Origin of the sequence: Pontibacter mucosus (genome assembly GCF_003054055.1) — a bacterium.
GTDB lineage: Bacteria > Bacteroidota > Bacteroidia > Cytophagales > Hymenobacteraceae > Pontibacter > Pontibacter mucosus.
In genome coordinates, this window is sequence record NZ_QBKI01000001.1 from 718334 (window position 1) to 733110 (window position 14777).

Genomic DNA, 14777 nt, shown 5'->3' on the forward strand with positions numbered 1-14777 from the left:
CTCCGGGGGCACTTTAACCATTTTATTATAGTTCGATGTCAAGCAACATCATTGCCATTGTAGGCCGCCCCAACGTGGGCAAATCAACCCTTTTTAACCGCCTGATCGGCCAGCGCCGGGCCATTATGGACAACGTGAGCGGCGTAACCCGCGACCGCAGCTACGGCCACGGCGACTGGTGCGGCAAGTATTTCACTGTGATTGACACCGGTGGCTACGTGCACGGCTCCGACGATATTTTTGAGACCGAGATTAACCGCCAGGTAGAACTGGCCATGAACGAGGCCGACGTGATACTTTTTATGGTAGACGTGGATGCCGGCCTTACCGGGCTGGACGAGGAGTTTGCCAACGTGCTGCGCCGCACCGACAAGCCGGTGTATGTTGTAGCCAACAAAGCCGACACCAATGCCCGCATGCACCAGATGGGTGAGTTTTACTCCCTTGGCGTAGGCATCGATATTTTCCCAATCTCCTCGCAAAACGGTTCCGGCACAGGCGAGCTGCTGGACGAGGTGGTGAAGCACTTTAAGGACGAAGGTGTGGAAGACCCGGATGCCGGTATTCCAAAAATAGCCGTGCTGGGCCGTCCGAACGTGGGCAAATCCTCCTTCGTGAACCTGCTGCTGGGCCAGGAGCGCAACATTGTAACCGATATTGCCGGTACCACCCGCGACGCCATCCATGCCCGCTACAATGCCTTTGGCAAAGAGTTTATCATTGTGGATACAGCCGGTCTGCGCCGCAAGAGCAAGGTAAGCGAAGACATTGAGTTCTACTCGGTGCTGCGCTCGGTGCGTGCCCTGGAAGAGGCCGATGTATGTATTGTAATCCTGGACGCCACGCGCGGCATTGAGGCGCAGGACGTTAACATCATCGCCCTGGCCGAGAAGAACCGCAAAGGCATCGTGATACTGGTGAACAAGTGGGACCTGGTGGAAAAGGACACCCATACGACCAAAAAGTTTGAGGACGAGATCTACAGCCGCATCGCGCCGATTTCTTACGTGCCGATCATCTTTACTTCGGTAGTGACAAAGCAGCGTATCCATAAAGCCATCGAGGTGGCCATGGACGTGTATGAGAACAAGACGCGCAAGATCCCAACTTCCAAGCTGAATGACCTGCTGCTGCCGGATATTGATCGTTACCCGCCGCCGGCTATTAAAGGCAAGTTCATCAAGATCAAGTACATTACGCAGCTGCCGACGCACAACCCTACGTTTGCGTTTTTCTGCAACCTGCCGCAGTACGTGAAGGAGCCGTACATGCGCTACCTCGAGAACAGAATGCGGGAGCACTTCGACTTTACCGGGGTGCCGATCAGGCTGTTGTTCAAGAAAAAATAAGGATCAAAGTATAAGGCCTTATGGGCTGAATCAGAGTAAAAACGGCTGGCACTTCTCAGGAGGTGCCAGCCGTTTTTTTATCAACAATAAAAACTATATTCAGATAGCTGCGTATTGTCTGGCATGTTTCGGCGGAAGCTGTTTTGCAGCCCCGCAAGCGAAATAGTTAACCAAAAAGACAAATGAAAAAGGTACTGTACACATTCACACTGGCTGGTTTAGTAAGCCTTGCCTCGTGCAGCTCTCCGGCCGAAGAAGGCCGCGACACGACAGAGGTAAGGGAAGACCAGGCCCAGGAAACGGCGGAGGACATGGAAGATGCCGCCGAGGATGCTGATACCAGCGCCGTAATTGAGTAAACATTATTTGATAACCCTTAAAACAACCATACCATGAAAAAGTCAATTGTTATGTTTCTGGCACTGGGCATGTTTGCCTTCGCCTCCTGCGATTCTAGTACTGAAAATGCCGCCGAGCGCGATGCTGAAAGAGTAGAGGACAGTGCGGAAGAAATGGGCAACGATATCGAGGACGCTGCTGACGAAGCAGGAGACGAGATAGAGGAGGGCGCTGAGAAAGTAGAAAACGAAGTGCAGTAACAAGCTGGACACTACATACCGGAAGAGGACCTGCCACAACAGGTCCTCTTTCTTTTTTTACTTTCTATACTTTATACATTCAGGGCCCCAGCCGTTTCTGGATCAGGCTGTTGACGAGGGCAAACAGGCGCTTGGGCACAAACGTACGCCAGTGGATGTCGTTCAGGTTGCCGCCGTAGTTGATGTAAGAGTCCAGGTTATAGTTCTTCATCTCGCTCAGCACAAAGTCCTGGAAGCCAAGCGCGGCCACCCAGCCTTCCTCGATATCCTCAAACCACTCCTCGTAGTAAGAGTCGTCGGAGCCGTGGAAGTTAAACACGTTTTCCCCGATAAGTATAAAATGCTTGATGCCTTCCTTCACCATCGGGTCAATGATGTTGCGCTTGAGCTGCATGATGTCGTTGTTGAGGGCATCGTTCCACTCGCCGATAAACTCAATGACGGCAAAGTTCAGCTCGTAGTCGGCGTAAAGTATTTTCAGGAAGAGCGTTTCAGAGTCCATGTTATCCCACTGCGGATGGATGTAGTACCCGTAAATGGCATGGGTATAGTGCATGAGGCTGTTCTCGGCCCCGAACAGCGGCGAGCGCGGGTCCTCGCTGGCCGCGTATTTCTCAATCCAGTTGTAGTATGGCTCTATGTCGTGCATAAGTTAAGTTAATCTCCAAAGTATGGGCCGTAGCATAAATACTGTCCGGGCTTTACCATGGTTGGCCCCGCCAGCGGCTTTTTTACCTTCTCCGGCAGCATCTTTTAACAAATGTAGCACAGAAAAAGTGGCACCAGAATTATCTGCAAAGTATAGGTGCCGAACAAGTAACCGTTTGCCGCCATTGGAGGTATGGTAAAGTACAGTAAAGCCGCTATGTAACAGAGACACCGGCATACTTAGCAAGCACAGTAAACACCCTAACTTTCTGGCATACTATGGTAGCAGTAATTAGCTTTGATAAGGAAAACCTTGCTGGATTTCATGTGCAGTATTATATTGATGAGGCAGGACTGAGGATGATCGTGCAGGAGATGGAGCGAAAGGCGAAGGCCCATCCCAAAATCTGCCTATACTTTGAGTTTGAGCAGTTCGGCGACTGGGACAGCGTGCAGTCTTTTTTCGATGCCCTGAAACTAAAGTTCCACAGCTGGAACAAGGTGGCCCGCTACGCCATCGTAACCGACAAAGACTGGGTGCGGAAGCAGTCGCGGCTGGCCAACTTCCTGACGCCCCATTTCGAGGTGAAGGCCTTTGGTATGGCTGATAAGGAGCAGGCGCTGGCATGGCTTGGCCAACCGCTGGCGCCGGGCCATGGCGAGGCGCTTTCGGTGCTGGAGGCCATGCCGCGGCACGTGGTGGGCGTGGCAACCCTTGACGGGCTATCCGACGAGGACCTGCAGCAAATAGACCATATGCTACAGGAGCGGGCAATGCACAGCCAGGATGTGCGTTTATACCTGGAGGTGCTGCAACCGAACGGGGCCGCTCCGGATGTGCTGTGGGAAAACCTGAAGCAGGGCGTGGCGCACCATAACAAGTTCAGCAAGGTGGCCATTGCCGGGCACGAGGAGTGGCTGCAGCGGTCGGGTGGCTACACACCCAGCCATCATGTAAGATTCTTTAAACTGGATGAGCGCGATACGGCCATAGACTGGCTACGGTAGCAGCCGGAGGCACGCCGCCGCTATACTTGCCGCGCCATCAGACAACACAACGATGCTCAGAAAAACACTTTTATACGTTGCAGCAGTGCTGCTGGTGCAGCACTATACTTTTGCCCAGCAAACACCCGACTACACAAAAGTATACCACCCGCTCATCAACCAGGCCGAGCTGCTGGTGGTGGACAGGGAGTATGAACAGGCACTGGATGTGTACAAACAGGCCTTTGCCGCCGTGCCCTCGCCCTTCGCCCGCGATTATTACAACGCTGCGATGAGCGCGCTGGAGCTGCAGGATCGCAAGAAAACCTTCCATTACCTCGATAAACTGGTGCTGAAGGGGGTAAGCCTGGAGTACCTGGAGCGGCGACCCGCCCTCGACTCGCTACGCACCACCAAGCACTGGAAGAAATTCGCCAAGAAATACCCCAAGCGCCGCCAGAAGTATGAGCAGCACCTGAACAAGGAGCTCCGAGCCGACCTCGACGAGCTCTACGCCCGCGACCAGTATTTCCGGCAGGCAAAGGGCGGGCTGCGCGTGCACCGAGACACCATCCGAGCCATTGAGGAAGCCAACACCAAGCTGCTGCTCGGCTGGATAGAAGAGTATGGCTACCCCGGCGAGGACCTGATTGGCCTGGCAGACACGCTGGAGTTGCTGCCCCGCTTCACCATCGTGATAGAGCGGCAAACCAAGGCCCGCGACGGCCACGACTTTGCCGAGGTGCTGACGCAGGCCGTGCAGCAGGGACGCCTCGCACCCTATGCCGCCGCCTACCTCCTGGACCAGCAGGCCGGGGCCAACCGGCACGGCTCCCGCGCCTACGCCAGGATAGTTTGCAGCAAGTGCGCAGACGACGACGAATTTGACGGGCTGGACGATTACATGCCCATGAAGCTAAGCCGGAAGGAGGAAGAGCGGGTAGATGAGCGCCGCAAGGAACTGGGGCTGGAGCCACTGGAACTGTACAAGTATAAAATCGTGCACATCGGGGATGCCAACCGCGAGCGGTTTATACTTTCCTACCCCTGGTCGGTGGTGAATTACAGGGTGCCCAGCAAGGAGGCAGCCCGTGTGATGCTGGAGAAGTTTACAGAGAAGTAATTTTATACTTGCTGGGGCCGGCTTAAAAGTATAAAAGGATGAGGTTCAGCATGCACAGGCCCATCCCCAGAAGCCCAATTTTGATTTTCCTGTACTTGTAGGCCAAGAATCCTATAACAGCGCCGACTGTCTCCAGTATAAAAAGTATCATTCTGGTAGTGTCGCTCATAGTATAGCTCAAGCCTATACTTTGCAGCTCGCCCGGCGCCTCCTGTTCGGGGGCAGTTTGCAGGTAAAGGTAGGTAAGTATTGCCAGCCCCACCAGGCCAATCAGAAGCGATATAATGGCAGCTGCTTTCATTTGTAGGTTTGATTAAAGTAAATCCTCTGTCTGGGACGAGTTATACTTTAACTACTACAGGCAACCGATAAAGATACAACAGGCATTAAATAAAAAGAGCCGGAGTGTTTGCTCCGGCTCTTGCTGTTTTCTGCGGCTTATAAAACCTGATGGCGGTTGCTGTTGCGGTAGGCGTCCACAGCGTTGCGCACGCTGCCATACTTTTTAAGCAGGGCGCCTGCCTCTTCCTGTTCTATTCCGAGCTCCTCCATCACCATGCGGGTGCCGCGGTCTACCAGCTTCAGGTTGGAGAGCTGCATGTCTACCATCTTGTTGCCTTTCACGCGGCCCAGTTTGATCATGGTGGAGGTGGTGAGCATGTTGAGCGCCAGTTTCTGTCCGGTGCCAGCTTTCATGCGGGTGCTGCCAGTCACGAATTCTGGTCCCGTCACTACCTCTACCGGGAAGTCTGCGGCAGCGGCCACGGCACTGCCGGCGTTGCAAACCACGCATCCGGTAGCAATACCGCGCTCACGGCAGGCCTTCAACCCACCGATAACGTATGGCGTGCGCCCTGAGGCAGCGATGCCCACTACAATGTCCTTCTCGTTGATGTCGTGCTCCTGCAGGTCTTTCCAGGCCTGCTCCTCGTCGTCCTCGGCAAACTCCACCGCCTTGCGGATGGCCGAATCACCGCCCGCCATGATGCCTACTACCATGCCGTGCGGCACACCGTAGGTAGGAGGGCACTCCGAGGCATCCACCACACCCAGGCGGCCACTGGTGCCGGCCCCGATGTAGAACAGGCGGCCTCCCTGCTGCAGGCGCTCCACCGTGGCGTTTACCAGCCGCTCCAGCTGCGGAATGGCTTTTTCTACGGCCAGCGGCACGGTTTTGTCTTCGCGGTTGATGTTTACGAGCAGCTCATGCACACTCATGTGCTCCAGGCCGTCGTAGTTGGACGTTGTTTCTGTAGTAGACACCGTTAAAGTATAGTTTTAAGAGTATGATAGGTTTAAAATATGGCGCGACAGCTGTTAAACCATCGCGCCATACTTCATTTTAGAGGCTATTTATGCTTTCTTAGGAGAGCCGAACGCTTGCAGGAGCTCCTGGTGGTACTGGATCAGGCCCTGGCTTGGGCTCTGCAGGATGGTGTTCACGTGCAGGCCATATTTCTTGGCTACCTGCTTCAGAATATCGCTGAAGAAGTAGGAGATGGAGCCCACAAAGTTAACCGGCAGGGTCTCGTGGCCCTCATACTTTACCACATGGCGCTCAAAGAACTCCGAGAAGTTTTCGTAGATCATGCCGTGGATAACCGGGTGCTTCTGCTTGTCGTGCATGAACCTGGCAAAGGTAGCCATGTAGCGGCTCGGGATGGCAGAGCTGTAAAGCGTGTCCAGGATGCCGTCTTTGGTCAGGTTGTAGGTGTTCTTGAGCGAAGTGGCCAGGTCTTCCGGCAGCTCACGGTACAGGTACGCCTTTATCAGCAGCTTGCCCATGTAAGCGCCGCTGCCCTCGTCGCCCAGCAGGAAGCCCAGCGACGGCACGTTGTCTATGATATCGGTACCATCGTAGAGGCAGGTGTTGGAGCCGGTACCCAGGATACAGGCAATACCAGCCTGACGGCCGCAAACCGCACGGGCGGCAGCCAGCAGGTCGTGCTCCACAAATACAGCCGCATCCGGGAAAGCGCGGAGCAAAGCGTCTTCCACGCGCTTGTTACGGTCTGGCGAGCTGCAGCCTGCGCCGTAGTAGTAGATGGCCTCCGGGTTCTTATCGCTTAGCTGTGGTAGCAGCACATCGTTTATTTCCTGGAAAATCTCGTCTGTCTCCTGGTACATCGGGTTAAATCCGGCAGTCTGTGCCTGGCCCAGCACAGTGTCTTGCGTTACGATGCGCCAGTCTGTTTTAGTAGAGCCGCTATCAGCTATAAATATCATTTGTTTATTTTGATTTATTTTAATGTTTAAACAAGTCGTGACACCAATATACGGTTTTATTTTTAGCTCTGTTAACTCTGCGAACTACGGTAAGCAGAATTCTTGACAAGCCCCACAGCCTCAAATTTATCAAAAACATTGGCATTATGCGGTGCATCGGCCAGTTCTTCTGTTAAATCCTGCCCGGCCCAGTGCTCATAGTGCTTCCCGTTCCGCCAAAGCCTCGATTTTTTCACGTCGTAGATAACACCCTGGTAGGCTACCCATACTTCGTCGCGGTCCTGCCCGTTGCGTAGCGCCAGTTGTTGCAGCGTGTATTCTGGTAAAGTCATGCTTTAGATGAGGAGATGTGGGAATTTGAAGATTTGAAAATAGTGCGCCAAGAAATGATTTATACTTGGTTAGCGCAATTATCCTTCAATTCCAGCGCTTAAAGACTTCAAGCATCTTCACGTCTCCGTATTTTAAACCCCAAACGATAAAATTACCCGATTCTTGCCTGCGTCAGTATCCAGCGGTGAGGTACCTCGCCTTTAGTGGCTTGCAGGTAATCCTCGTAGCTGCAGGGTACGATGCGGCTGCCCTTGTCGGGGCTGAGCGGCTCCACCTCCAGCCACCACTTTTCGCTGCTCCGGTTTTTGTAGAAGATCATGCGGTCGGGGTTGTCGTGGTTGAAGGCCACAGCATACTTGGTGAAGCTACGCCCGTTAAAGTCCGTCTCGTTTTTGCGGTGGTAAAAGCCTTCGATAAAGTACCAGATCATGGTGGCCACGGTCATGGCGGTCAGCTCGCGGTCGTCGAGGGCGGGGTTATACTCATAGATGCCCAGCGAGGTCAGATTGTCGTTCAGGCCGGCGTACCAGCAAATCTGGCAGGCCTCCTCGCCGGTCAACCCAAAAGGGTTGGCGGGCTCACTGGCCGGGGCATCCTGGTGGCGGATGGCCGAGATGTCGAACGTCAGCAGGTCGGCCACGCGCACCACGGGCTCCATCTCCTGCACACTCCGGTGCACCTCGCCCACGCGGTAAGCCTCAAAGTGCATTTTCTCGAACGTGGCCATCACCTCCGGCTCCACAAAGTATGACTGGTACCCGATCTGGCTCAGGCTGAAGAGGTAGTTGGGCTCGTGCATGAGTATCTGGCGCAGCTGCCTTCTGTTGGGGGCCTCGTCGCTGTCTTCGCTCATATCCACGCGGCTGTCCACGGTAACCATGTTCACGGCGCGTTCCAGGTGCTCGTAGCCCATGTACTGGCCATACTCCAAATCCTGCGAGCCGCCGATGATGACGGGAATGGTGTTGTGCGAGATGAGCACTTCCACAATCTCCTTCAGGCGCAGGTGCGTGTCCTCCAGCGTAATGCCGGGGCGCAGGTTGCCCAGGTCCACGATGTGGCAGCGGCCGGCGCCTTTGTTCAGGTCATAGAGCCTTTTGCGCACAAGGCGGGCGGGGGAAGGGGCCGCAGCATCTTCCGCCCCTTCTTCGGTGGTGTTGCTTCCGCGTGTTTCGTTTACGCCAAGTATGGCTATGTCGGCAGCACGCCAGTCCGGAAACTTGCTCACGAAGCGGCTGATGTAGGAGCCGAGGGTGCGGGGTTTGTGCAGGGCGGCAAAAACATCCTCGTTTAGCGGCTCAAAAAATATGGATAGGTTCATGGGCAAATCTTGTTCTCAAAGTATAGGCCGCAAACACAGGGTAACCCATGTTCGTGGCCCAGGTTCTAAAAGTATAAATATACTATACAGGAAATATTTATATGGCCTGACGTGGCAGAATTCGAAAAAAATAATTAAAATGCATGTGTAACAGGTCGTTTATCCTGTATAAAGGCCCGTTTTAAACCTAATCAAAACACCTTTGCTTAAGATACACTATGAACCTAACCCGGACCTTCGACCTTCTGCCTAACCAGATGCAGCAATTCCCCAAGCCCGACTGTTTAGCGGCTAAGGTAAACGGCACCTGGCAAAAGTATACTACCAGCGATGTGCTCGAGTATGCCAACCAGGTAAGCCTCGGCCTGCTGAAGCTGGGTGTTGGCAAGGATGACAAAGTAGCCATCGTCTCGTTCAACCGGCCGGAGTGGGTGCTGGTGGATTTCGGCATTCAGCAGATAGGGGCCATCAGCGTGCCCATGTACCCTACCATTACCGAGGAGGACTATCGCTACATTTTCAACGATGCAGAGGTAAAGATCATCTTCGTGGCCGATGCAGGGCTTTACAACAAGGTGGTGGCCGCCACCGAGGGCATAGCGGGCATCAAGGAGATTTATACGTTCGATGACATACACGGGGCCAAAAACTGGAAAGAGGTGCTGGAACTGGGTGTGAAAGAGGAGGTAGCACAGCTGGAGCCGCTGAAAGCCGCCGTTTCCCCGGACGATGTCCTGACCATCATTTATACTTCCGGCACCACCGGCAACCCGAAAGGGGTAATGCTGACGCACGACAACCTGATGAGCAACGTGCGCGGTACGCTGGCCTACGTGCCGGTAGATCATACCCACCGCGCGCTGAGCTTCCTGCCGCTCTGCCACGTATTCGAGCGCATGCTGCTGTACCTGTACTTCCGCATCGGGGTGTCCATCTACTATGCCGAAAGTATAGAGAAGGTGGCCGATAACCTGAAGGAAGTAAAGCCGCACCTGTTCACTACCGTGCCGCGCCTGCTGGAGAAAGTATACGACAAGATCGTGGCGGCTGGTATGGAGCTGACGGGCGTGAAGCGTAAGCTGTTTTTCTGGGCGCTGGAGCTGGGCCTGAAGTATGACACACAGACCGACCAGGGCTGGTGGTACAACAAGCAGCTGGACCTGGCCAACAAGATCATCTTCAGCAAGTGGCGCGAAGCTCTGGGCGGCAACGTGAAAGTGATCGTGTCGGGTGGCGCCGCGCTGCAGCCACGCCTGGCGCGGGTTTTCTGGGCGGCCAACATCCGCGTGATGGAAGGCTACGGACTCACAGAAACTTCGCCGGTAATCTCGGTGAACCGCTACGAGCCGGAGAATAACCTGATCGGAACCGTAGGCATGGCCATCGACGGCGTGGAGGTAAAGATTGCCGAAGACGGCGAAATCCTGACCCGCGGGCCGCACATCATGAAAGGCTACTACAAAAAGCCGGATCTCACGGCAGAGGTAATCGACGAGGATGGCTGGTTCCACACCGGCGACATCGGCGAGATGATACAGGGCAAGTACCTGAAGATTACCGACCGCAAGAAAGAGATGTTTAAGACCTCCGGCGGCAAGTACGTGGCGCCGCAGCCTATCGAGAACAAACTGAAGGAGTCTGTGGTGATAGAGCAGGTGATGGTGATAGGCGACGGCCGCAAGTATGCCTCCGCGCTCATCGTGCCCTCGTTCCTGGGCTTGCAGGACTGGGCCAACCACAAGGGCATCAAGTATACGTCCGATGAGGAGATGATCAAGCATCCGGAGGTGCTCGAGAAGTTTAAGCGTGAGATAGAAAAGGCCAACAAAGGCCTGGCGCAGTATGAAACCGTGAAGAAGTTTGCCCTCATCCCCAAAATGTGGACCGTGGAGAGCGGCGAGCTGACGCCAACCCTGAAGGTGAAGCGCAAGGTGATCACAGCCAACTACAAGGACGTGATCGAAAGCCTGTATTAAAGTATAAACCGAAGTATAACCGGCGCCGCAATGGTTGCTGTCTATACTTCATCAGCCTAATTTTTCATCCTGAATGGAGCCTGGTCGGAGGTAGTTTATACTTCTGCCAGGATTCTTTCAGGATGATTTTTTTGTAGTCTCTGTACTTTTTCATCAACGCAAATGGTCCGGTTTATACTTTTCTTCGTGGTAGTAACCTGTCTCTCGTGCAGAGGGCAGCAGAGTGAAGCAGTAGTTAAGGAATCAGAAAAAGCGGGAAAAGAAAAAGACACACACTTCGAGAAAATTACATTCTCTATCATGCAAGGCTTTAACAGAGAGGGATTTGATAAAGATGTAGAGATTCTCAAGGACGGCACATTCTACTATCGTTTGAGGGAGCGGTACTGTTGTCCCATAAAGGCTAATTACATGGGTAAGTTAGACTCCTTACAGATGAACAAAGTATATGCTATACTTGATGCCACCGATTTTAACACCTTAAAGTCGGTGCAGCCTGATGAGGAGCATGCTTCATACGTCTCTATATTATTTACCATGTATAATGGAGAAATTCGGATGAAAGGTGCGCTGAGTGCCAGAGTATGGAAAAGGATTTTGGACTTGTTGACTCTTGTTGAAGAACAAGAGTTAGTGCCTAATAGTAACCACCAGTTTAGCACGGCTAAAGACGTTATACTTCCTCCGCCTAATTTTACGCCAAGTCAAGCCTTGCTCGACAGCTTATAAACTTTGCAGGCCCTCCCACACAACTTGCCGGCGCGGGTTTGCAACCCGTGTCTCATTTATGAGGTCGGATTTGTAATCCGACTGGGGCGGAGGCCCAAACCATAGCTAGTCACGGGCGTGGACGCTCGCGCCATACATAACAGGCAAATTTCAGAACGAAGCAACCCCATCCTCTCGCTCGCCTCCGGCGAGTGTGCGCTATCCCACGGCCTCTGGCCACAAATTTATACTTTATACTTCTGCCGCCTTATTCATTCTGCACGAGGCGGCGTGACGCCACCATCATACCTCACACTCGCCGGAGACGAGCGAGGGCATTAGCAGCAGCAGGCTTTTTCCCCGAGAGGCTAGCTAATGCCACACACTGGCAGGATCACCCAAAACAAGTGCGGGATTTTCGGCTTTCAGGATGACAAAAGGGAAATAAAAGGGGCCCTTCCATACTTTCCTGAAACTATAACCATACTCATCAGTTAGTATAAAGTATAACTATACTTGTGCTGATTGTAACATAATCCCGGGTACCGCATGCCTGAGAGCAAATTAATTTTTTGTTAAAAAGGTATGCTTGCATAACAAATTTACTTATATTTGGTATACACCATGTATGACGATGAAGCCGGAAGAAACAGTAGACTATAATTTTAAAGTATGTTGGCACGCTATCTCCCGTATGTATAATGTGGAGGCCGTGAAGAACGATATTACCACCTCCATCGGGTTCGTGCTGCTCAACATCGACCAGGAGCAGGGCACGCCTGCCACCAAGATTGCCCCGCTGCTGGGGCTGGAGGCGCGCAGCCTCACCCGCATTCTCAAAAGTATGGAGGAGAAAAACCTTATCTACAAAGTATCCGACCCGAACGACAAGCGCCTGGTGCGCATCTTTTTAACAGAGAAGGGACTGGAGAAGAAGGAGGTGTCGCGCCAGACTGTGAAGCAGTTTAACCACAAGGTGCGCGAGCAAGTGCCGCAGGAAGAGCTGGATGTGTTTTTGAAAGTATGCGGCCGCATCCAAAGTATGATCGAAAACAAGGAAATCTTTAACCCATAGACAACTATCGCTATTCTATGAAAAGAATTATTAAAAAGGTAGCCGTGCTTGGCTCCGGGGTGATGGGCTCGCGTATCGCCTGCCACTTCGCCAACATCGGGGTGCAGGTGCTGCTGCTCGACATCGTGCCGAAAGAGCTGACGCCCGACGAGGAAAAGAAAGGCCTGACGCTGGAAAGCAAGCAGGTGCGCAACCGCATCGTGAACAGCTCGTTGGATGCGGCCCTGAAATCAAACCCCTCACCGATTTACCGCAAGGCTGACGCGCGCCTGATACAGACAGGCAACTTTGAGGACAACATGAAGGACATCGCCACCGCCGACTGGACCATTGAGGTGGTGGTGGAGAACCTGAAGATAAAGAAACTGGTGTACGACCAGGTGGAGCAGCACCGCAATCCGGGCACGCTCATCACCTCCAACACCTCGGGCATTCCGATCCACCTGATGCTGGAAGGCCGCTCCGACGATTTTAGAAAGCACTTCTGCGGTACGCACTTCTTCAACCCGCCGCGCTACCTGAAGCTTCTGGAGATCATCCCGACACCGGAAACCGATCCGGCAGTGGTAGACTTCCTGATGCACTACGGCGATTTATACTTGGGCAAGACTACCGTGCTAGCCAAAGACACGCCGGCCTTTATCGCCAACCGTGTGGGCATTTACGCCATCATGCAGGGCCTGCAGGTGATGAACAAGCTAGGCCTGAACGTGGACGAGGTGGACCGTATTTCCGGCCCGATCATCGGCCGTCCGAAATCGGCCACCTTCCGCACACTGGATGTAGTGGGACTGGATACCCTGGCAAACGTAGCCAACGGCCTGTACCAGACCGGCGAGAACGACGAATCAAGAGAGCTGTTCAGGCTGCCGGACTACCTGCAGAAGATGGTAGAGAACAAATGGTTGGGCGATAAAACCGGCCAGGGCTTCTATAAAAAGACAAAGGACGCGAGCGGCAAAACCGAGATCCTGACGCTGGACCTGAACACGCTGGAGTATGGGCCGAAGCAGAAAGCCAAATTCCAGAGCCTGGAGGTACTTAAGCCAATTGAAGACTTGAAGAAGCGCATAAAGGCATTCTCCGGCCAGTCCGACAAAGCCGCGCAATTCTTCAACGAGTCGCTCTACGGCCTGTTCCAGTACGTGAGCAACCGCATCCCGGAGATCTCTGACGAGCTTTACAGAATAGACGACGCCATGCGTGCCGGCTTTGGCTGGGAGCTTGGTCCGTTTGAGTACTGGGATGCCATTGGTGCCCGCGAAGGCGTGCAGCGCATGCTCGAGAACGGCTACCAGCCTGCCCGTTGGGTAGAGGAGATGCTGGAGCGCGGCAAAGAGTCCTTCTACATTGTAGAAAACGGGCAGCGCCGCTACTACGACATCCAGAGCAAAGAGTATAAAGCCATACCGGGCGCCGAGAACTTCATCATCCTGAATAACCTGCGCGAGAACAAAGTTATCTGGAAAAACACCGGCGCAACTATAACTGACCTTGGTGACGGCATCCTGAACGTGGAGTTCCACACCAAAATGAACACCATGGGCGGCGACGTGATCATGGCGCTGAACAAGGGCATCGAGCTGGCCGAAAAAGATTTCCGTGGGATGGTAGTGGGCAACCAGGGGGCTAACTTCTCTGCCGGTGCCAACGTGGGGCTGATTTACATGTATGCCATCGACCAGGATTACGACGAGCTGAACATGATCATCCGCCAGTTCCAGAACACAATGATGCGCATGCGCTATTCGGCTATCCCGGTAGTGGGCGCGCCGCATGGCCTGACGTTGGGCGGTGGCTGCGAGCTGAACCTGCACGTGGACCACATCCAGGCGGCCGCTGAGACCTATATGGGCCTGGTGGAGTTCGGTGTGGGCCTGATACCAGGCGGTGGCGGCACTAAGGAGATGACGTTGCGTGCGGCTGACATGTACGCTGATGGCGATATCGAGCTGAACGACCTGAAAAACGTGTTCCTCAACATCGGCATGGCGAAGGTTTCTACCTCGGCCAAAGAGGCTATTGACCTGGGTTACATGCGCCAGAGCGACGGTATTTCCATCAACAGCAACCGCCAGATTGCCGATGCCAAAGCGCAGGCTATACTGCTGGCAGAGGCTGGCTACACCAAACCGGTGCCGCGTACTAACATCAAGGTGCAGGGCCGCGGTGCCCTGGGTATGTTCCTGACAGGAGCCAACGCTATGTATACTGGCCGCTACATGTCGGAGCACGACCTGAAGATTTCTCAGAAACTGGCTTACGTGATGTGCGGCGGCGATTTGTCGGCCCCAACCGAGGTGAGCGAGCAGTACCTGCTGGATCTGGAGCGCGAGGCCTTCCTGTCGCTGACGGGTGAGCGCAAAACACTCGAGCGCATCCAGAGCATCCTGACAACTGGTAAGCCGCTGCGGAATTAATGCTATAAGAAG

At 53.8% G+C, this 14777-nt stretch carries 15 protein-coding genes; 9 read left to right on the forward strand and 6 right to left on the reverse strand.

Annotation, left to right across the window (positions count from 1 at the left end; translation table 11 throughout):
• Positions 1 to 35: 35 nt before the first annotated feature.
• From der to C8N40_RS03265, 3 genes are all read left to right on the forward strand, one after another.
• A complete protein-coding gene (gene der, locus C8N40_RS03260) occupies positions 36 to 1349 on the forward strand; it encodes a ribosome biogenesis GTPase Der (RefSeq protein WP_108210325.1) in 1314 nt (437 codons plus the stop codon).
• Positions 1350 to 1531: 182 nt separating this feature from the next.
• On the forward strand, positions 1532 to 1708 hold the full coding sequence (locus tag C8N40_RS22570; RefSeq protein ID WP_170114006.1) for a hypothetical protein: 177 nt from the start codon (positions 1532 to 1534) through the stop codon (positions 1706 to 1708).
• A 33-nt stretch (positions 1709 to 1741) separates the two neighbouring features.
• Positions 1742 to 1948 carry a YtxH domain-containing protein gene (locus C8N40_RS03265; RefSeq protein WP_146173500.1) on the forward strand — a complete coding sequence of 69 codons (207 nt, stop codon included), beginning with the start codon at positions 1742 to 1744 and terminating at the stop codon, positions 1946 to 1948.
• A 79-nt stretch (positions 1949 to 2027) separates the two neighbouring features.
• On the opposite strand, the gene C8N40_RS03270 is transcribed toward C8N40_RS03265, so the two are convergent.
• Positions 2028 to 2597 carry a hypothetical protein gene (locus C8N40_RS03270; protein WP_092104991.1) on the reverse strand — a complete coding sequence of 190 codons (570 nt, stop codon included), beginning with the start codon at positions 2595 to 2597 and terminating at the stop codon, positions 2028 to 2030.
• A 278-nt stretch (positions 2598 to 2875) separates the two neighbouring features.
• Between C8N40_RS03270 and C8N40_RS23250 the strand changes: the two genes are divergently transcribed.
• Both C8N40_RS23250 and C8N40_RS03280 read left to right on the forward strand, forming a co-directional pair.
• On the forward strand, positions 2876 to 3604 hold the full coding sequence (locus tag C8N40_RS23250) for a SpoIIAA family protein (protein ID WP_108210327.1): 729 nt from the start codon (positions 2876 to 2878) through the stop codon (positions 3602 to 3604).
• A gap of 52 nt (positions 3605 to 3656) precedes the next feature.
• Complete coding sequence (locus C8N40_RS03280; protein ID WP_108210328.1) at positions 3657 to 4706, forward strand: hypothetical protein; 1050 nt, start codon at positions 3657 to 3659, stop codon at positions 4704 to 4706.
• A gap of 22 nt (positions 4707 to 4728) precedes the next feature.
• Here C8N40_RS03280 and C8N40_RS03285 read toward each other — a convergent pair whose 3' ends face one another.
• The 5 genes from C8N40_RS03285 to C8N40_RS03305 form a co-directional block, all read right to left on the reverse strand.
• The gene (locus tag C8N40_RS03285) at positions 4729 to 5007 is read right to left on the reverse strand and encodes a hypothetical protein (protein WP_108210329.1); all 279 of its coding nucleotides are present in this window, start codon (positions 5005 to 5007) and stop codon (positions 4729 to 4731) included.
• A gap of 137 nt (positions 5008 to 5144) precedes the next feature.
• Positions 5145 to 5969 (reverse strand): N-acetylmuramic acid 6-phosphate etherase, encoded by an 825-nt coding sequence (gene murQ / locus C8N40_RS03290; RefSeq protein ID WP_108210330.1) that lies wholly within the window; start codon positions 5967 to 5969, stop codon positions 5145 to 5147.
• Positions 5970 to 6059: 90 nt separating this feature from the next.
• Positions 6060 to 6932 carry a BadF/BadG/BcrA/BcrD ATPase family protein gene (locus C8N40_RS03295; protein WP_108210331.1) on the reverse strand — a complete coding sequence of 291 codons (873 nt, stop codon included), beginning with the start codon at positions 6930 to 6932 and terminating at the stop codon, positions 6060 to 6062.
• Between the two features lie 71 nt (positions 6933 to 7003).
• The gene (locus C8N40_RS03300; protein ID WP_108210332.1) at positions 7004 to 7264 is read right to left on the reverse strand and encodes a cytochrome b5 domain-containing protein; all 261 of its coding nucleotides are present in this window, start codon (positions 7262 to 7264) and stop codon (positions 7004 to 7006) included.
• A gap of 152 nt (positions 7265 to 7416) precedes the next feature.
• The gene (locus C8N40_RS03305; protein ID WP_108210333.1) at positions 7417 to 8586 is read right to left on the reverse strand and encodes a formimidoylglutamase; all 1170 of its coding nucleotides are present in this window, start codon (positions 8584 to 8586) and stop codon (positions 7417 to 7419) included.
• 218 nt (positions 8587 to 8804) lie between these two features.
• On the opposite strand from C8N40_RS03305, the gene C8N40_RS03310 reads away from it, so the two are divergent.
• From C8N40_RS03310 to C8N40_RS03325, 4 genes are all read left to right on the forward strand, one after another.
• Positions 8805 to 10562 (forward strand): AMP-dependent synthetase/ligase, encoded by a 1758-nt coding sequence (locus tag C8N40_RS03310; RefSeq protein ID WP_108210334.1) that lies wholly within the window; start codon positions 8805 to 8807, stop codon positions 10560 to 10562.
• 186 nt (positions 10563 to 10748) lie between these two features.
• Entirely contained in the window at positions 10749 to 11291 is a 543-nt protein-coding gene (locus tag C8N40_RS03315; RefSeq protein ID WP_146173501.1) for a hypothetical protein, read from the forward strand.
• A gap of 613 nt (positions 11292 to 11904) precedes the next feature.
• The gene (locus C8N40_RS03320) at positions 11905 to 12345 is read left to right on the forward strand and encodes a MarR family winged helix-turn-helix transcriptional regulator (RefSeq protein ID WP_092105399.1); all 441 of its coding nucleotides are present in this window, start codon (positions 11905 to 11907) and stop codon (positions 12343 to 12345) included.
• 17 nt (positions 12346 to 12362) lie between these two features.
• On the forward strand, positions 12363 to 14765 hold the full coding sequence (locus C8N40_RS03325) for a 3-hydroxyacyl-CoA dehydrogenase/enoyl-CoA hydratase family protein (protein WP_108210336.1): 2403 nt from the start codon (positions 12363 to 12365) through the stop codon (positions 14763 to 14765).
• Positions 14766 to 14777 lie beyond the last annotated feature (12 nt).

Excerpts from the sequence above, each read along its gene's own strand:
- der (WP_108210325.1), top strand. The coding sequence starts at position 36 with ATGTCAAGCAACATCATTGCCATTGTAGGCCGCCCCAACGTGGGCAAA.
- C8N40_RS22570 (WP_170114006.1), top strand. The coding sequence starts at position 1,532 with ATGAAAAAGGTACTGTACACATTCACACTGGCTGGTTTAGTAAGCCTT.
- C8N40_RS03265 (WP_146173500.1), top strand. The coding sequence starts at position 1,742 with ATGAAAAAGTCAATTGTTATGTTTCTGGCACTGGGCATGTTTGCCTTC.
- C8N40_RS03270 (WP_092104991.1), bottom strand. The coding sequence starts at position 2,597 with ATGCACGACATAGAGCCATACTACAACTGGATTGAGAAATACGCGGCC.
- C8N40_RS23250 (WP_108210327.1), top strand. The coding sequence starts at position 2,876 with ATGGTAGCAGTAATTAGCTTTGATAAGGAAAACCTTGCTGGATTTCAT.
- C8N40_RS03280 (WP_108210328.1), top strand. The coding sequence starts at position 3,657 with ATGCTCAGAAAAACACTTTTATACGTTGCAGCAGTGCTGCTGGTGCAG.
- C8N40_RS03285 (WP_108210329.1), bottom strand. The coding sequence starts at position 5,007 with ATGAAAGCAGCTGCCATTATATCGCTTCTGATTGGCCTGGTGGGGCTG.
- C8N40_RS03295 (WP_108210331.1), bottom strand. The coding sequence starts at position 6,932 with ATGATATTTATAGCTGATAGCGGCTCTACTAAAACAGACTGGCGCATC.
- C8N40_RS03300 (WP_108210332.1), bottom strand. The coding sequence starts at position 7,264 with ATGACTTTACCAGAATACACGCTGCAACAACTGGCGCTACGCAACGGG.
- C8N40_RS03305 (WP_108210333.1), bottom strand. The coding sequence starts at position 8,586 with ATGAACCTATCCATATTTTTTGAGCCGCTAAACGAGGATGTTTTTGCC.
- C8N40_RS03310 (WP_108210334.1), top strand. The coding sequence starts at position 8,805 with ATGAACCTAACCCGGACCTTCGACCTTCTGCCTAACCAGATGCAGCAA.
- C8N40_RS03320 (WP_092105399.1), top strand. The coding sequence starts at position 11,905 with ATGAAGCCGGAAGAAACAGTAGACTATAATTTTAAAGTATGTTGGCAC.
- C8N40_RS03325 (WP_108210336.1), top strand. The coding sequence starts at position 12,363 with ATGAAAAGAATTATTAAAAAGGTAGCCGTGCTTGGCTCCGGGGTGATG.